The following is a 16,276-nucleotide window of genomic DNA, read 5'->3' on the forward strand; positions in this document are numbered from 1 at the left end:
CGCGAGGCCGTCACTTCGTGAAGGCCGACCTGGGGTTCTTCCTCGCCGGTGGATTGCTGCTGCTGGCCTGCCTGCTCAAGCTGCCCGCCCTGCTGCGCTCCCGGGACTGGCTGCTGTCCTCGATCTGCGCCCTGCTGCTGGCGGGCGCCACGGTCCTGTTCGGCTCGGCGCCACGGACGATCATCGTCGTCAACCGGATCACCGGAGTACCCAACTTCTCGGCGCCCCTGGTCTATTGCGGACTCACCGGCTTCGCCGCGGCGTCGGTCGTCCTGGTCCTCAACTGGCGCGGCGGCCCCGACAAGAAGCACACCCGGCGGCTGTCCCAGCGGATCATCGTCCTGTCCCTGCTGGTCTGGGCCCTGATCATCGCCCTGTACATCCTCGGCGACGCGCCCACGGAACGGCGTACCGACTTCGACGTGTACTACGCCAACACGCCCTGCATCCGCGAGATGATCCTGCTCTACCTCCTCGCCCACGGGGCCGCCGCGTTCACCTGCAGCCGGATGTGCTGGCGCTGGTCGCACGATGTGCAGGGCACGATGCGGCTCGGTCTGCGCGCGCTGGCGCTGGGCTATGTCCTGCACTACGTCGGCTACGACGCGGCCAAACTCACGGCGATCGTGGCCTGTTGGACGGGGCACCACTGGGATGTCCTGGTCACCGGGGTCGCCCCGGGCGTGGCGCAGCCCAGCGCGTTCCTCGTCGCCGTCGGCTTCATCCTGCCGCTCGTCGGCCGACGCAGCGAGGACGCCATCCGGTACTGGCAACTGGGGCCCCTCGTCAGGGTGGTCGACGGCGTCCAAGGCGCGCCCGGTCCCGGTCATGTCCCGCTGCCGTGGTGGACTCCTGGGATCCGACTTCGCCTGACGCAGCGTCAGACCTATATCTCGGACCGGATCGTGGCGTGCCGAGGCCACTTCGACCGACGGGTCTGGCACGAGGCCCGCGCCGCCGCGCTCGCGCGGGGAGCGGGCGGGAAGGACGCGGATGTCATCGCCGAGGCCGCGATGATCGCCGCTGCGGTGGAGACCCACGGCAGCACGGGCGACCGGACCCTGATCGGGCACACGGTCATCAGCCGGAAGGTACCGCCCCCCACGACCGGCGATCTGGCACAGCTCTCCCGCGCCCTGCGGACCCCGGTCGTCAAGGACATCCGCCGCCGCCACCGCGCCCGCCCGCAACAGAGCATGCGGGCGGACACCGCCGAACAGCCGGTCCTCGTCAGGTACTTGAAGCGCGGGGAGTAGAAGCCGCGACGGCGCGCGCGTCAGGGGGCGGAGGGCGACCGCAGGTACAGGCCGGACGCCTGATCCACGAGCCGCCGCAGCATCGACAGATGGGTCTCGTCGCCGCCCAGCTTGTCGAGGATGCGGTACGCGTCGTCCCGGAACTCCGCGATGTCGCTCTCGTAGCGGGCGAGGACGGAGGGGGCCAGGAGGAGGTCGGCGAGGGCCGCGCCCGAAGCGGCGGACGTGCGCGCGGCGCTGTGCAGCTCCAGGATCCGCTTCCTGGCCTCGGGCGACGCCTCCCTTACCGCGCACATCAGGAGATACGTCACCGTGCCGTTCAGCAGGTCCTCGTTGCGCCCCGACGTGATGTCCTCCTGGTCGTTGAAGAGCTGCCACAGGATGCCGAAGACATAGCCGAACTCCCGCCACAGATCGGTGCGTTCGTCATCGGCGCCCGCGAGCCGCCCGGCCATGGCCGTGATCATGCCGAAGGGCGCGCCCGACTTCCCCCGGTACGCGGCCACGACCGAGTCCCGGGACATCGTCTCCATGTCCGCGCGTATGTCGTCCAGTTGCCCCTCACCCGCGATGATCGCGCAGTCCAGGATCTCCTCCGCCAGGGCGCCCCGGACCCGTGTCGGGACGTGCGGCGACTCCAGGGCCTTGAGAGGCAGTACATGCCCGGCGACTATCGCCGCCAGCAGCGCCTCGTGCACGCCGAGACCGGACGGTGTGCGCGTGGCGTCTCCGTCGGCCAGGTCGTCGAGATAGCAGGCCGACGCCCACCACAGGACGTGCACGGCGGACAGGGGGAGCGCCGGTGCGGGCGAGCCCGTCTCGGCGCCGTGCACCACCAACGGCAGGACGGACAACGGGTACTTCATCTGCTGATGGCGCAGGAGTTCGCCGACCGCACCGTGCACGGAGGGCGCCGCGGGGCCCAGTCGCGCGAGGGTCGCGGTCACCTCCGTCTCGATGTCCGCGGCGAACGTGCGGTGCAGATCCACGTACGACTTCACGCAACTCTCCTGAACGGTACGGTCGATACAAGGTCGTGCGGGCACTGCGGTCACGCTCACGCCCCGCCACGCACGGCCGCCACGACGGGCGACCCGCGCAACGCCATGGACATCCGCACGAGATCACGCCCGTGAGCGTGCGTGCCGGGGGTGTGCGTGCCCGTGTCCGGGCCGACGGCCCGGCCCTCGGGGTCGGCGGCCCTGGCCCGCACCGCCGCCGTCACCATGGCCGCGTCCGCCTCCGCCCGCGCCTGGACGGGGTCGGAGCCCGCCGCCACGGCGGCGTCGTAGGCGCGTGCGTGCACCCCCGGGTCGAAGTAGGGGTACAGGCTGAGCATGCCGTCGTGGATGTCGGACTCCCGCTGGGTCACCTGGAGTTCGACCGGTGACCACCAGGAGATCCGCACCTCGCGGCCCGCCTGTGCGGACACGGGCCGCAACTCCCGCCACAGCGGGCCGAGCCGCCGGTAGGTGGACCAGGTGGTCCACCTGTCCCCGACCCGGCGGCAGGCCAGCGGAAGACAGAAGCCGACGGCGCTGATCTGCGCCCCGGTGGAGGCCAGCAGGGGCGCCGTGTACGTGCTGAGCCCGTCGAGGTCACCACCGCTCCAACGGGCTATCACGGCCGTGAACTTGGCCGCCAGATAGGCCAGATCGAACAGATAGCCCGCCACGATGATCAGCAGTCCGGTGCGCAGCCAGCCGCGCACCTGGAGCGCCCAGCGCCCACACATGACGTTCATCGCGACGCCCGCGACGGTGAGCGCGAGCAGATACAGCACGATCATCTCGCGCAGATACGGCGTGCGGGCGTAGTACGTGTCGAAGTCGACGCGCCGCTCCACCGGCGCGTCCCCGAGCGCGAACAGCGCGATCAGGGCGACGATCACCAGGCCGTACCCGGTGACGATGCGCCGGGAGAGGCGGCGGGTCACCTCGGGCGGGCCGCCGCGCCAGTTGACGACGAGCACCAGACAGGCCGCGCTGAACGCGCCGAGCAGGCAGTACACCAGCGGCGCGGAGACATTGACGATGCCCGTGACGTCGTTGACCCGCGCGATCGTCGGCGGCGCCGCGAAGAAGAACACCAGCCCGGCCAGCGTCAGCAGCGTGCACACCGACCGCAGCAGCGGGTCCCGCCACGCGCGGACCATCGCCGGTGCCTTGACGACGATCGCCGCCCCCATCGCGGCGGCCGGTATGTAGTAGCTGGACCCGTCCATGCTGTCGGCGCTCGCCCCTCAGCCCCGTGGCCCGCGATACCCCAGCGACGCCTCGATCCGCCCCGCCAGATCGTCCCGCTTCACAGGCCCGCGCAGCGCCGAACCGGCCAGCCACGTACGGCACTTGCTGGCCAGCAGCAGCCCGAAGCTCTCCGCCTCCTTCTCGTCGGAGAGGTCGAAGCGCGTCCGGGCGGCCACCGAGTGGACCGCCGCGCCGAGGTCGGCGGTGTCGCTCAGCAGCCGCGCGGCGACGGCCGCTCCCGCCATGTCCTGGCCGTGGTGCCCGGCGTTCATGTGCCACAGCTCATGGCCGAGGATCACCAACTGGTGGTCGGGCGCGGTGCGTTCCTCGATGACGACGAGGTCCTGATCGGTCATGTCGAGCCAGAGGCCGCTGGCCGTGCCGGGCGGGAAGGCGGTCGTACGGAAGCGGACGGGACGGCCCCGGCGCCTGCTCATGCCGTCGCACAGCGCGGCGTAGAGGTCGGCCGGTTCCGCCGGAGCCGGGAGCGACAGCTCCGACACCAACGCACTACACAGCCGCCGCATGTTCCTTCCGATGCCCACGGTTCTCCCCCGGATCAGGACTCGGGCCGCTTGACGCTCTCCAGAAGCATGTCCAGCCACTCCGCGACCTTGTCGCGGTGCTGGTCGGTGGGCAGTTGGGCCGCCCGCCAGGCGATGCCGCGGACCCCGTGGTCCTGGAGCAGCCGCTCCAGCGGGTCCTCGGGGCCACCGGCCACCTCGTGCTCGGTGAGCTGCTGGAGCAGCTCCTGCTCGGCGCTCTGGAGGGCGTGCGCGAGCGCCTCGGGGTCCTCGGCGGTCAGGAACCCGGCATGGACGCCGAAGAAGCGCTGGATGGCGTCGCAGTGCTCCATGGTGGGGCGCCGGTCGCCGTTGATGAGCGCTCCCACCTGCTGGCGCGACATCCCGGCGCCGTCGGCGATCTCCTGCTGGGTGTGCTTGCGTCCGCTCGGCTTGAGCCGGGTACGGCGCAGCAGATCGAGCCGCTGCAGGAAGCGCTCCTGGAGATCCGGTTCCCCGGCGGGCACCCCGCTCAGCAGCGCCCGCACCACCGGCTCCGGAACGCCGGACTCGACCGACAGACGCGGGACGTCGAAGATCTCCGCGTGCGGTATGCCCAGCCGGTCGGCGAGGGCGGTGACACGGGACACGACGGTCGGCAGCGGACCCGTCGCCGCAGCGCCCGGAACCTCGAAGCCATCCGTCACGGACAGATCTCCCACGTCTCTCTCACAGCGTCGCCCCGGGGGTCGGTGTCGCCCTGGGCATCCGGTGTCGCTCTGATGTCATCCGGAACCACACGGAGACTAGCCGTTCACCCGAACGCGGCTCCAGGATCCGCCACAACTGTGGCGAGATTCAGCCGTCAACAGGCTCTAAATGCCACGATAGTTGACACGACTCGAGCGGGACAGCAGGATCAAGGCGCCGCGTGAAGGCCGCAAAGGCAAGAGGGGTGACCTCCCGATGGCGTATCAGGCAGGAGGGCAGCGGTCCGAGCCGCGACCCCTCCCCGAGAGTGCGGAAGCACAGGCGTATCTGCGGGACTACGCCCTGTTCCTCGAAGCCGTTCCCTTCCCGTCGCTCGTCTTCGACCACCGCTGGGACGTCGTCGTCACCAACACGGCGTTCGAGCTGCTCTTCGGGCAGGTCTCGGCGCATCCGACGGCCATGCCCGGCGACAACTTCCTGCGGTTCGTGCTGTTCCACCCGGACGCGGGCACGATCCTGGGGGAGCACGAGTCGACCTGGGGACTGCCGATGCTGGCGCACTTCGCCGACGCGCTGGAGCGGTACGGGCACGACCACGGCCTCCAGGCCATCCGCCGGGACATCGCCCAGGACCCGATCATGGAGGCCGCCTACCGACAGGGCCTGCCGCACTGGATCCGCGCGGTCGGCCCGCACGCCCTCGAGCACGACGGCGCGGTGCGTCCGCTGCGCCACCCCGATCCGCGCTGGGGCGACGACTGCCGGGTGGTGGGGGAGACCCCCAAGACGCTTCAGGACATGGGCTATTCGCGGCTGACGCTGGTGCTGAGGGAGGCGCGCCGCCCGGCGCCCGCCGCCCGCGCGAGACGCCGCGTGCGGCGTACGGCGGGGCATCTCAGCGTGGTGCCCGTGGCGCAGGAGTAGAGGGCCCCCGAGGGGGCCCCGGATCCGCCGGCGTTCAGGTCGCCGACGGCGCCGGGGCTCGTCCGGCGGGCGGCCCGACTCCCGTGCTCTCACACCGAGTTCACAACGTGAGGCGCAGCGCGATCAGGCGTGCCGCCGACTCCTCGACGCACCGCTCGGCCAGCTCCCTGGCCACGTCGTGCGCCCCCTCCCGCACCGCGCGGACCACCGAACGCTGACGGCTCGTCACCTCCGCGCGACAGGCGTCGTCCTTGAGGACGAGACACAGCAACGCCCCGACCTCGGTCTGGAGCACCACCTGCTCCCGGGTGAGCCGGGCGGACTGCGCGGCGGCGGCCAGTTCCACATGGAAGCGGCCGTACAGCCGACTGCGCGCCGACGCGTCCGCGACCACCGCGAACTCCTCGAGCGTACGGTGTAGTTGCTGAAGGTCGTCCGGTTCCGTGCGCTGCGCCGCGAGCCGGGCGGCGGCGCCCGAGACGGCGGCCCAGTGGTCGCCGAGGTCGCGCAACTCCTCCGTGCCCCAGGCGGCGAGGCGCGCCCTGACCCGCTCCTCGGCCGGATCGGCGGGCAGGGAGACGAAGCTGCCGCCGCCGCGTCCGCGCCGGGTGGTGACCAGGCCCTGCTGCCGCAGTGCCATGAGCGCCTCGCGCAACGTGACAGTGGACACACCGAGTTGGCCCGCCAGCTCGCTCTCGCGGGGCAGTTGCTCCCCGTCGGCGAGCAGCCCGAGTTCGATGGCGTCGCCGAGCCGGCGGGCCACCGTCTCCACGCGCGCCCGGGTGTCCACCGGGGTGAACACGGCTCTGCGGGCCCCACCGCCTCCGTTGTGTTTCACACCCACCACCTTGCTTGTTGGTTCAACCTTTACCTTCAGACGGTCCTCAACTACGTACTGTGGCTTGAGGTTTGAACTATGACTTCATATCTTTTCATTCCAACGTAAGAGTGCACCAGAAAGGTTCCCGTTCATGAAGGGAAGCGCCATCCGGCTGCAAGGGCTGCGGAAGGAGTTCGGTGGCACCACCGCGGTGGCCGGTGTCGACCTGGAGATAGCCGACGGCGAGTTCTTCTCCATGCTCGGCCCGTCCGGCTCCGGCAAGACGACCGTCCTGCGCATGATCGCGGGCTTCGAGAGCCCCAGCTCCGGAACCATCGAGCTGGCCGGTCAGGAGGTCACGGGTCTCGCGCCCTTCGAGCGGGACGTGCACACCGTCTTCCAGGACTACGCCCTCTTCCCGCACATGACGGTCGAGCAGAACGTCGCCTACGGCCTGAAGATCCGCAAGGTGTCCAAGGCCGACCGGCTCTCGCAGGCCCGCAAGGCCCTCGCCGACGTACGCCTCGAAGGCTTCGGCAAGCGGCGCCCGAGCCAGCTCTCCGGCGGCCAGCGACAGCGTGTGGCACTGGCCCGCGCCCTCGTCTGCCGCCCCCGGCTGCTGCTGCTCGACGAGCCGCTCGGCGCCCTCGACCTCAAGCTGCGCGAGCAGATGCAGGTCGAACTCAAGGCGCTCCAGCGCGAAGTGGGCATCACGTTCGTGTTCGTCACCCACGACCAGGAGGAGGCCCTGACGATGAGCGACCGCATCGCCGTCTTCAACCAGGGCCGGATCGAACAGGTCGGCACCCCCGCCGAGATCTACGAGCGGCCCGCCACCTCGTTCGTCGCCTCCTTCGTCGGCACCTCGAACCTGCTCGACGGCGACGCCGCGAAGCGCGTCGTCGGCAGCGCGGGAACGTTCAGCATCAGGCCCGAGAAGATCCGGGTGCTGAAGGAGTCCGCCCTCGCGGACGTGCCGGAGCACTCCACCGCCGTCGGCACCGTCGCCGAAGTGGTCTACCTGGGAGACGCCACCCGTTTCCTCGTGGACCTCGACGACGGCGGACGGCTCACCGCGCTCCAGCAGAACCTGGAGACCTCCTCCGCGGACGTCGCCGCCTTCCGCGGCAACCGGGTGCGCCTGCAGTGGCACCGCGACCACGCCGTCCAGGTCCCCGACGCAAGCTGACCCCCCACGCCAAGTCCCCCTGTTCACCTATGGAGTACCTCGTGCGTCTCACTCGTACCCTCCAGGCCGGCGCCGCTGTCGCGGTCCTGCTTGCGGCCGCCGCCTGCGGCTCGTCCGACTCGGGCGGCTCGTCCGCCGCGCAAGGCGGCCTCAACCCGCCTGATCTGAAGGCCCCGACGAAGCTCGGCAAGACGGAGGGACAGGTCAACCTCATCGCCTGGGCCGGCTACGTCGAGGACGGCTCCAACGACCCCAAGGTCGACTGGGTCAGCGACTTCGAGAAGCAGACCGGCTGCCAGGTCCGTTCCAAGGTCGCGGCCAGCTCGGACGAGATGGTCAAGCTGATGAAGACCGGCGAGTACGACGCGGTCTCCGCCTCCGGTGACGCCTCCCTGCGCCTCATCGCCTCGGGCGACGCGGCCCCGGTCAACACCGACCTCGTCCCCAACTACAAGGACGTCTTCAACGACCTGAAGCTCCAGCCCTGGAACTCGGTCAAGGGCAAGGCGTACGGCATCCCGCACGGCCGCGGCGCCAACCTGCTGATGTACAACTCCCAGAAGGTCAAGCCCGCGCCGACCTCCTGGTCCGCCGTCTTCGACGACGCCGCGAAGTACAAGGGCCACGTCACCGCGTACGACTCCCCGATCTACATCGCCGACGCGGCGCTGTATCTCAAGGCCACCAAGCCCGAGTTGAAGATCAAGGACCCCTACGCGCTCGACCAGAAGCAGTTCGACGCGGCGGTGGACCTGCTGAAGAAGCAGAACCCGAACGTCGGCGAGTACTGGGGCGACTACCTCAAGGAGATCTCCGCCTTCAAGAGCGGCGACTCGGTGATCGGCACGAGCTGGCAGGTCATCGCCAACCTGACCGAGAGCGAGGGTGCCAAGGTCAAGTCCCTGGTTCCCAAGGAGGGTTCGACCGGCTGGTCCGACACCTGGATGGTGTCCGCGAAGTCCAAGCACACCAACTGCGCCTACAAGTGGCTGGACTGGGTCATCTCGCCGAAGGTGAACGCCCAGATCGGCGAGTACTTCGGTGAGGCCCCGGCCAACGCCAAGGCGTGCGCCGAGACCAGCGACAAGAACTTCTGCACCACCTTCCACGCCGGTGACACCGAGTACTGGAAGAAGATCGCCTTCTGGAACACGCCCATCGAGCAGTGCATCGACGGCCGTACCGACGTCAAGTGCGTCCCGTACGCCAAGTGGGTCCAGGCCTGGACCGAGATCAAGGGCTGAGGACTCGACCATGACCGCCACCCAGCCTGCCGCCGGACGGACCCCCGTCCGGCGGCTCGCCGGGCTGCTGCACCGCCACCGGCGGCTGCGGCTGTCCCTCCTGCTGACGGCCCCCCTGCTGTGGCTGGCCGTCCTCTATCTCGGTTCGCTGGCCGTGCTGTTCGTCTCGGCGTTCTGGACGACGAACTCCTTCACCTCCGAGGTGGTGCGGGTCTGGTCGACGGACAACTTCCACGCGCTGCTGACGACCCCCGTCTTCCGCCAGGTGATCCTGCGCAGCGTCGGCGTGGCCCTCGCGGTCACCGTGCTGTGCGCCCTGATCGCCTTCCCGCTCGCGTTCTTCACCGCGCGGGTGGCCCGGCCGCGGTGGCGTCCGCTGCTGGTCGTCGCGATCCTCACCCCGCTGTGGGCGAGTTACCTGGTCAAGGTCTACGCATGGCGGCTGATCCTGTCCCAGGACGGGCTCGCCGACTGGATGCTGAAGCCGTTCGGGCTCGGCGGTCCGGGCTTCGGGCTCCCGGCCACGATCATGACCCTGACCTACCTCTGGCTGCCGTACATGATCCTGCCGATCCACACGGCGCTCGAGCAGCTCCCGGCCAACCTCCTGGACGCGTCCGCCGACCTCGGGGCCCGGCCCGGCCGCACCTTCCGCGCGGTCGTGCTGCCGATGGTCCTCCCGGCCGTCGCCGCCGGCTCGGTCTTCACCTTCTCGCTGAGCCTCGGCGACTACATCACCGTGCAGATCGTCGGCGGCAAGACCCAGTTGATCGGCAACCTGGTCTACTCCAACATCGAACTGAACCTGCCCATGGCCGCCGCGCTGGGGACGGTTCCGGTGGTGGTCATCGTGCTGTATCTGCTGGCGATGCGCCGCACGGGCGCGCTCAGCAGCCTCTAGAAGAGGTCCCTCGTCATGCAACTGTCCCGCTCCACGCGCATCGCGCTGCGCATCGCCGCCGGGATCGGCTTCACGGTCATCTACATCCCGCTCGCGCTCGTCCTGGTCAACTCCTTCAACCCCGACCGCAGCGCGAGCTGGCCGCCGCCCGGGTGGACCTTCCACTGGTGGTCGGCGGCCTGGGAGAACGACGGCGCCCGTCACGCCGTGTGGGTCTCGGTGAAGGCGGGCCTCGGCGCCACGGCGATCGCGCTCGTGCTCGGCACGCTGATCGCTTTCGCGGTGGCCCGGCACCGCTTCTTCGGCCGGAACGCCGTCTCGTTCGTGGTGGTCCTGCCGATCGCGCTGCCCGGCATCGTCACCGGTATCGCGCTCAACTCGGCGTTCAACACGGTCCTGGAACCGCTCGGGGTCGGCCTCGGCCTGTTCACCGTGATCGTCGGCCACGCCACGTTCTGCATCGTCGTCGTGTTCAACAACGTCGTCGCACGGCTGCGCCGCACCTCGGGCACCTACGAGGAGGCGGCGATGGACCTGGGCGCCCACACCTTCCGGGCGTTCGTGGACGTCACCTTCCCGCTGGTGCGCTCGTCGCTGCTCGCGGGCGGCCTGCTCGCGTTCGCGCTCTCCTTCGACGAGATCGTGGTGACGACCTTCACCGCCGGTCCCGGCGTCGAGACCCTGCCGATCTGGATCTTCAACAACATGACCCGCCCCCAGCAGGCCCCGGTCGTGAACGTGGTGGCGGCCGTACTCGTCCTCGCGTCGGTGATCCCGATCTACCTGGCCCAACGCCTGTCCGCGGACACGGCGACGGAGAGCAGGATCTGACCCCGGCTCGGGCCGCCGCGCTCGGAGTGCTCTGCGCGTGGTTCAGAGTGCTCGCACGTGTTCCGAGGGCGGTGGCCCGTAGGGGGCCGAGGGGTGGTGTGCCGGGGCGAGGACTGTTGTGACGGGGTGGCCTTCCGCGACCGGTCGCGACGGTTCGCGGGGTGGGTTCGTGGGTGTCGGGCGGGACAGGGTCACCACCCCCCACGACGCCAGCCCGGCTCCCGCCGTCGCGATCGCCAGGCCCGCCGCCCCGCCCTGGAGGCGTTCGCCCAGCAGGGACAGGCCGATCGCCGCCGCCGCGACGGGGTTGGCGAGGGTCACCACCGCGAGCGGGGCGCCGAGGCCGCCCTGGTACGCCGTCTGCGCCAGCAGCAGGCCGCCCGTCGCGAACACCGCCACCAGCAGCGCCACCACGACGACCTGCGCGCTGAGCACCGGTCCCGAGCGGTCCGTGGCCGCCACGGTGACGGTCTGCGTGAGCGCCGAGGCGACACCGGACGCGACCCCGGAGGCGGTCGCGTGCCGCAGCCCGGGGCGCGTGCGCCGGAAGGACAGCGTGCCGATCAGCATGGCGGTCGTCCCGGCCACCGCCAGCGCCTCCGGCAGACTCAGTACGTCATCGGGCGCCGGACCGGACGCCGTCACCAGCAGCGCGGACAGTCCGACGAGGGTGAGCACCGTCCCCCGCCACTCCACCCGCCCGACCCGCCGTCCCGCCACCCGCGCCCCGAGCGGCACCGCGGCCACGAGCGTGAGCGCGCCGAGCGGCTGGACCAGCGTCAGCGGACCGAACTCCAGGGCCGCGACATGCAACAGCGCGGCGGAGGCGTTCAGTATGACCGACCCCCACCAGGCACCGCTCCGCACCAGCCGCAGCACCCCGGTGCCCCGGTTGCCGCGAGCGAGCCGCTCCTGGGCGACGGCGGCGGCCGCGTACGCGACGGCGGAGATCAGGGACAGGCCGACGGCGAGCAGGGTGGCGCTCATCGCCGCGATCCCAGCAGGCCGGAGGCGTCGCCCGCCGGTACGGCCCGCGGCGCCGGAACGGCGACCGGCTCCGAAGCCGAGTCCGCCGCACCTGGCGACGGCGCCCGCACCACCGCCAGGGCGACCCCGAGCAGCGCGGCCGCCGCGATCGCGTCCAGCCAGTAGTGGTTCGCCGTGCCGACGATCACCACCAGGGTCAGCAGCGGATGCAGCAGCCACAGCGGGCGCCAGCGCGACCGGGTCGCCGCGATCAGCCCGAGCGCGACCATCAGCGCCCAGCCGAAGTGCAGCGAGGGCATGGCGGCGAACTGGTTCGCCATCGAGTCCGTCTCGGGCACGGCCCCGTAGACCGTCGGCCCGTACACCTGCCCGGTGTCCACCAGACCCGCCGTGTCGAGCATCCGCGGCGGCGCGAGCGGGAACGTGAGATGCAGCACCAGCGCGGCCCCCGTGACCAGCGCGAGCACCCGCCGGGCCCACACATAGTGCGCGGGCCGCCGCAGATACAGCCAGATCAGGAAGGCCGCCGTGGCCGGGAAGTGCACCGCCACGTAGTACGTGTTCGCGAAGCGGACGAGCGTCTCGCCGTGCAGCAGCGCGGCCTGCACGGCACCCTCGCCCGGCAGATGGAGGAAGCGCTCCCACTGCCAGACGTGATGCGCGTTGCGCAGGGCCTCGTCGGTATGGCCGTTGGCGAGCCGGCGGCCGAACTTGTAGACGAGGAAGAGTCCTGCCACCAGCAGGAGCTCACGGAGAAGCGGCGGCCGGCGTATCGCGGGCGCCGCTTCTCCCTCAGGCTCGGTGCGGGATGTCATCCCCCGGCCCCTTATGTGTGCGTGCGTGGGGTGGTGCGTGGTGAGCCCAGGACAAGGTCCACTCGACGCGGCTGTGCGGGCCGAGTGGGTCCTGTCCAAGACTCATCGAAACGGGAGTGTACCGATACGCCCCCGTACCGGTACACTCCCGTATCGATACATGCGCGTATCGATACACTGTGCGCAGGTCCACCGGCCGCACCACGACGGCCGGGGATCACGACGGAGGAGCGAGGCCATGACGTCGCAGGCAGCGGACGCACCGGGCACAGGTGTCGCGCCGCGCCGTTCCAAGCTCACGCCCGAGCGTGAGCAGGAGTTCTTCGACGCCGTGATCGAACAGATCCGCGAGTGCGGCTACGACGCCGTCACCATGGAAGGCATCGCTTCCACCACGCGGTGCAGCAAGTCGACGCTGTACCGGCAGTGGCGGACGAAGCCCCAGTTCGTGGCCGCCGCCCTCAGGGCCAACCGCCGCGGGCGGATCTCGGGCGTGGACACCGGCTCGCTCGCCGGGGATCTGCGCGCCGCGGCCCGCGCCGCCGCCGTGTGGTCGGGCCGTGACACCAAGCTGCTCCAGGCCCTCGGCCACGCCATGATGCAGGACAAGGACCTCCAACGGGCGCTGCGCGAAGCCCTCGTCGAGCCCGAGGTCGCCGCGCTCCAGGGCATCCTCCGGCGCGGCGTGGACCGCGGCGAGGTCCCCGCGGGCCACCCGGCGCTGGAGTACGTCCCCGCACAACTGCTCGGCGTCCTGCGCGTCCGCCCCCTGCTGGAGGGCCGGTACGCGGACGAGACGTATCTCATGCGCTTCGTGGAGGCGGTGCTGCTCCCGGAGCTTGGCCTGACCTGAAGACCCAGGCTGCCGTCCGCCGGGATGACCGGACGGCGGCCTGTCGCGCCGCACCGTGGGGACGGGGGCGGCGCCACCCCCCGGCCGGGTGGGGTTCCCCTTGAGCGGAGGGGCGCCCCACCCGGCTGTATCACGACGGGGCCCGGCCCACGCCCCCTCATACGCCCCGTCACCCGTCACGGGCAACAGGTCTCTCGACCTCTCTCCACCGGGCCCCGAGGACGGCTAGGCTCGTTCTCCGTACGTCGTTCGGGCGACCTGGGGAGGGAACGGGATGACGGAGGCACGGCCCGACGCGGTCGCCTCGGCTTCCCTGTGGGAACGTGACGCGGAACTGGCCGCGGTCACCGAGGCGGTGGACGCCCTGCGGGACGACTCCGCCCCGTCGGCGGCGGGCAGCCTGCTGATGTTCATGGGAGAGGCAGGCATCGGCAAGACCGCGCTCCTCACGGAGACGCGCCGCATCGCGGAGAGCCGCGGCTGCGCGGTCTGGTCGGCGCGCGGCGGCGAGACCGTCACCTCGGTCCCCTTCAACGTCGTACGGCAACTGCTCCAGCCCGCGCTCGTCTCCCTGATGCCGGAGGAGGCGCGCGAGTACCTGGGCGACTGGTACGACATCGCGGGCCCCGCCCTCGGGATAACGGAGCCCGGTGAGCGGCAGGCCGACCCGCAGAGCGTGTGCGAGGGCCTGGTCGTGGCCGTGTCACGGCTCGCCAAGCGCTACTGGCCGCTGGTCCTGCTCATCGACGACGCGCACTGGGCCGACCAGGAGACCCTGCGCTGGCTGGCCGCGTTCGTCGAGCGACTCGCCGATCTGCGGGTGCTCGTCGTGGTCGCCCTGCGCCCCGGCGACGCCGCCGACGAGAGCGCCCGTCATCTCGACACGATCACCGCGGCGGCCCTCCGCCCCGCCGACACCCTGCGGGCGTTCACCCCCGACGCGACGGCCGGGCTCACCCGCGCCACGGTCGGCGCGCACGCGGACGACCCGTTCTGCCGCGAGGTGTGGGCCGTCACCGGCGGCAACCCCTACGAGACCGTCGAACTCCTCGCCAAGGTGCAGGACAGCCAACTCCCGCCGGTCGAGGACTCCGCCGCCGAGTTACGGGACCTCAACCGCTCCGCCCGCGGCAACGGCCTCGTCGCCCGTCTGGAGAGCCTCGGTCTCGAAGCCACCCGCTTCGCCTGGGCCGCGGCCATCCTCGGCACCGGCATCACCGTGGACCTCGCCGCCCGCCTCGCCACCATGCGCCACGAGGAGGCGCTCCGCTGCGCCGAACTGCTCACCACGGCCCGCATCCTCACTCCGCCCGCCCCGGCGAACTCCCCACTCGAAGAAGGGGAGTTGGAGTTCGTCCACCCACTGATCGCCAGCGCCGTCTACCGCTCGATCCCCGACGGACTGCGCACCGCGATGCATGGCATCGCCGCACAGGTCGTCACCGACTGCGGGCTCGGCGCCGCCGCGGCCTCCCGTCACCTCCTGGAAGTCCACCCGGAGGACGACGAGGAACTCGTGGAACAGATGCGCGAGGCCGCCCGGGAGCATGTCGCCGTCGGCGCCCCCGAAGCGGCCCGCCGCTGCCTCGAACGGGCCCTGCTGGAACCGCCGTTGCCCGAGGTCCGCCCGTATGTGCTCTACGAACTGGGCTGCGCCACCCTGCTGACCGCGCCCGCCACCACCATCGACTACCTCCAGACGGCCCTCGCCCTGCCGGGCCTGGATCCCGACGCGCGGGTCGACGCCGTCCACCGTCTCTCCCAGGCGCTGCTGCACAACAACCAACTGGAGGAGGCCATCCGCACGGTCGAGGCGGAGGTCGCCCGGCTCGACCCCGGCCCCTCCCGCCTGCGCCTCCAGGCCGTGCACCACATGTGGGAGAGCGTGCACGTGGCGGGCGAACACAGCCCGGACCGTTCCCGGGAGTTGGCCGAACTCGCCGCCACCTGCACCGGACGGGACAACTCCGAGCGCGCGCTGCTCATCCTGCGCGGCTTCGACGCGATGACCCACGGCGAGAACGCCGAAGAGGTCGTGGAAGTGTGCGACCGCGCCCTGGTCAACGGCCGCCTCGCCCCCGGACTCGGCTGGACCGACACCGAGTGGGGCATCGAACTGCTGCTGATGCTGGGCAGTTCGTACGTCTACACGGACCGACTCGACCGCGCCGAGAGCCTGTTCAAGGAAGCCCTGGACGTCTACGACTCGGCGGGCTGGGGCGGCGGCCATCTCGCTCTGGCCCACGCCTACGTCGGCCTCGCCCACCGCCGCCGGGGCCGCCTGCGCTCGGCGGAGACCTCCCTGCGCGCAGCGCTGCGCCTGGCCGAACGCGTCGGCCGGGGCCTGCCGTTGTACTGGTCGGCGACCTGCGGACTCGTCGACACCCTGCTCGCCCGCGGCCATGTCGAGGAGGCCTGGTCGATCGCCGAGCGGTACGGCTTCGCTCCGCCCTACCCCGCCACGATCGTGCTGCCCGACACCCGGAGCGTGCGCGGCCGACTGCTGCTCGCCGTCGGCCGCACCGAGGAGGGCATCACCGAACTGGAGGCCGCCGAGAAGGCGTCCGGCGGGCACGGCCACAACCCGGTACTGGCCCCGTGGGCGGGCGCCCTCGCCCGTGCGCTCGCCGTCACCGACCCCGCCCGCGCCGCCGAACTGGCCGCGCTCACCCGCCGCCAGGCCGAACTGTTCGGCACCGACACGGCGATCGGCGAGGCCCTGCGCGTCGCCGCCTCCCTGGAGACCGGCACCCGCGCCATCTCGCTGTCCGCGCGGGCGGTGCGCTATCTGGAGTCCTCCCCGTGCGCCTACGAACACGCGGCGGCCCTCGTCGAGTACGGGATCGCGGCGCGGTCGGCCGCGGAGCTGGACCGGGGGCTGACGCTGGCGCACGCCTGCGGGGCGGACGGACTGGCCGCTCGGGCCCGCGACGCGCTGGACGAGAACGCCCCGGCCCGGTCACGCTGAGCGCTCCTCAGGCCTGATCCGGTCCGCC

Annotated in this window: 15 protein-coding genes; 8 read left to right on the top strand and 7 right to left on the bottom strand. The window is 71.3% G+C overall.

The window, feature by feature from the left end; genetic code table 11:
• Nucleotides 1-17 precede the first annotated feature (17 nt).
• Nucleotides 18-1,256: a DUF6545 domain-containing protein gene (locus ACZ60T_RS11625; RefSeq protein ID WP_469665724.1), complete on the top strand. Its 1,239-nt coding sequence runs from the start codon at nt 18-20 to the stop codon at nt 1,254-1,256.
• Nucleotides 1,257-1,276: 20 nt separating this feature from the next.
• Here ACZ60T_RS11625 and ACZ60T_RS11630 read toward each other — a convergent pair whose 3' ends face one another.
• The 4 genes from ACZ60T_RS11630 to ACZ60T_RS11645 are packed head-to-tail and all read right to left on the bottom strand — an operon-like array spanning nt 1,277 to nt 4,712.
• Nucleotides 1,277-2,257 carry a polyprenyl synthetase family protein gene (locus ACZ60T_RS11630; RefSeq protein ID WP_469665725.1) on the bottom strand — a complete coding sequence of 327 codons (981 nt, stop codon included), beginning with the start codon at nt 2,255-2,257 and terminating at the stop codon, nt 1,277-1,279.
• A 56-nt stretch (nt 2,258-2,313) separates the two neighbouring features.
• A complete protein-coding gene (locus ACZ60T_RS11635) occupies nt 2,314-3,480 on the bottom strand; it encodes an MAB_1171c family putative transporter (protein ID WP_469665726.1) in 1,167 nt (388 codons plus the stop codon).
• A gap of 18 nt (nt 3,481-3,498) precedes the next feature.
• Nucleotides 3,499-4,029, bottom strand: a complete 531-nt coding sequence (locus ACZ60T_RS11640) for a M48 family metalloprotease (RefSeq protein WP_469665727.1) — start codon at nt 4,027-4,029, stop codon at nt 3,499-3,501.
• 32 nt (nt 4,030-4,061) lie between these two features.
• Complete coding sequence (locus ACZ60T_RS11645) at nt 4,062-4,712, bottom strand: helix-turn-helix domain-containing protein (protein ID WP_469665728.1); 651 nt, start codon at nt 4,710-4,712, stop codon at nt 4,062-4,064.
• A gap of 259 nt (nt 4,713-4,971) precedes the next feature.
• On the opposite strand from ACZ60T_RS11645, the gene ACZ60T_RS11650 reads away from it, so the two are divergent.
• Nucleotides 4,972-5,640: an MmyB family transcriptional regulator gene (locus ACZ60T_RS11650; RefSeq protein WP_365628077.1), complete on the top strand. Its 669-nt coding sequence runs from the start codon at nt 4,972-4,974 to the stop codon at nt 5,638-5,640.
• A 100-nt stretch (nt 5,641-5,740) separates the two neighbouring features.
• On the opposite strand, the gene ACZ60T_RS11655 is transcribed toward ACZ60T_RS11650, so the two are convergent.
• The gene (locus ACZ60T_RS11655) at nt 5,741-6,478 is read right to left on the bottom strand and encodes a FadR/GntR family transcriptional regulator (protein ID WP_469665729.1); all 738 of its coding nucleotides are present in this window, start codon (nt 6,476-6,478) and stop codon (nt 5,741-5,743) included.
• A gap of 133 nt (nt 6,479-6,611) precedes the next feature.
• On the opposite strand from ACZ60T_RS11655, the gene ACZ60T_RS11660 reads away from it, so the two are divergent.
• From ACZ60T_RS11660 to ACZ60T_RS11675, 4 genes are read left to right on the top strand one after another with little or no spacing between them, the layout of a single operon-like run.
• On the top strand, nt 6,612-7,649 hold the full coding sequence (locus ACZ60T_RS11660; protein WP_365628082.1) for an ABC transporter ATP-binding protein: 1,038 nt from the start codon (nt 6,612-6,614) through the stop codon (nt 7,647-7,649).
• A 41-nt stretch (nt 7,650-7,690) separates the two neighbouring features.
• Nucleotides 7,691-8,893 carry an ABC transporter substrate-binding protein gene (locus tag ACZ60T_RS11665; RefSeq protein ID WP_469665730.1) on the top strand — a complete coding sequence of 401 codons (1,203 nt, stop codon included), beginning with the start codon at nt 7,691-7,693 and terminating at the stop codon, nt 8,891-8,893.
• Between the two features lie 10 nt (nt 8,894-8,903).
• Nucleotides 8,904-9,794 carry an ABC transporter permease gene (locus ACZ60T_RS11670; protein ID WP_365628087.1) on the top strand — a complete coding sequence of 297 codons (891 nt, stop codon included), beginning with the start codon at nt 8,904-8,906 and terminating at the stop codon, nt 9,792-9,794.
• Nucleotides 9,795-9,809: 15 nt separating this feature from the next.
• Entirely contained in the window at nt 9,810-10,625 is an 816-nt protein-coding gene (locus ACZ60T_RS11675) for an ABC transporter permease (protein ID WP_365628091.1), read from the top strand.
• A gap of 42 nt (nt 10,626-10,667) precedes the next feature.
• Here ACZ60T_RS11675 and ACZ60T_RS11680 read toward each other — a convergent pair whose 3' ends face one another.
• Together ACZ60T_RS11680 and ACZ60T_RS11685 are read right to left on the bottom strand one after the other, a co-directional pair.
• A complete protein-coding gene (locus ACZ60T_RS11680) occupies nt 10,668-11,612 on the bottom strand; it encodes a DMT family protein (RefSeq protein WP_469665731.1) in 945 nt (314 codons plus the stop codon).
• Nucleotides 11,609-12,427 (bottom strand): phosphatase PAP2 family protein, encoded by an 819-nt coding sequence (locus tag ACZ60T_RS11685; protein WP_469665732.1) that lies wholly within the window; start codon nt 12,425-12,427, stop codon nt 11,609-11,611. The genes ACZ60T_RS11680 and ACZ60T_RS11685 overlap by 4 nt, the downstream gene beginning before the upstream one ends.
• Before the next feature lie 238 nt (nt 12,428-12,665).
• Between ACZ60T_RS11685 and ACZ60T_RS11690 the strand changes: the two genes are divergently transcribed.
• Together ACZ60T_RS11690 and ACZ60T_RS11695 are read left to right on the top strand one after the other, a co-directional pair.
• Nucleotides 12,666-13,280, top strand: coding sequence for a TetR/AcrR family transcriptional regulator (locus tag ACZ60T_RS11690; protein ID WP_469665733.1), 615 nt, complete (start codon nt 12,666-12,668; stop codon nt 13,278-13,280).
• Nucleotides 13,281-13,554: 274 nt separating this feature from the next.
• On the top strand, nt 13,555-16,248 hold the full coding sequence (locus ACZ60T_RS11695; RefSeq protein WP_469665734.1) for an ATP-binding protein: 2,694 nt from the start codon (nt 13,555-13,557) through the stop codon (nt 16,246-16,248).
• The last annotated feature ends 28 nt before the right edge of the window (nt 16,249-16,276 follow it).

It is taken from the genome of Streptomyces sp. NPDC104371 (assembly GCF_055583785.1).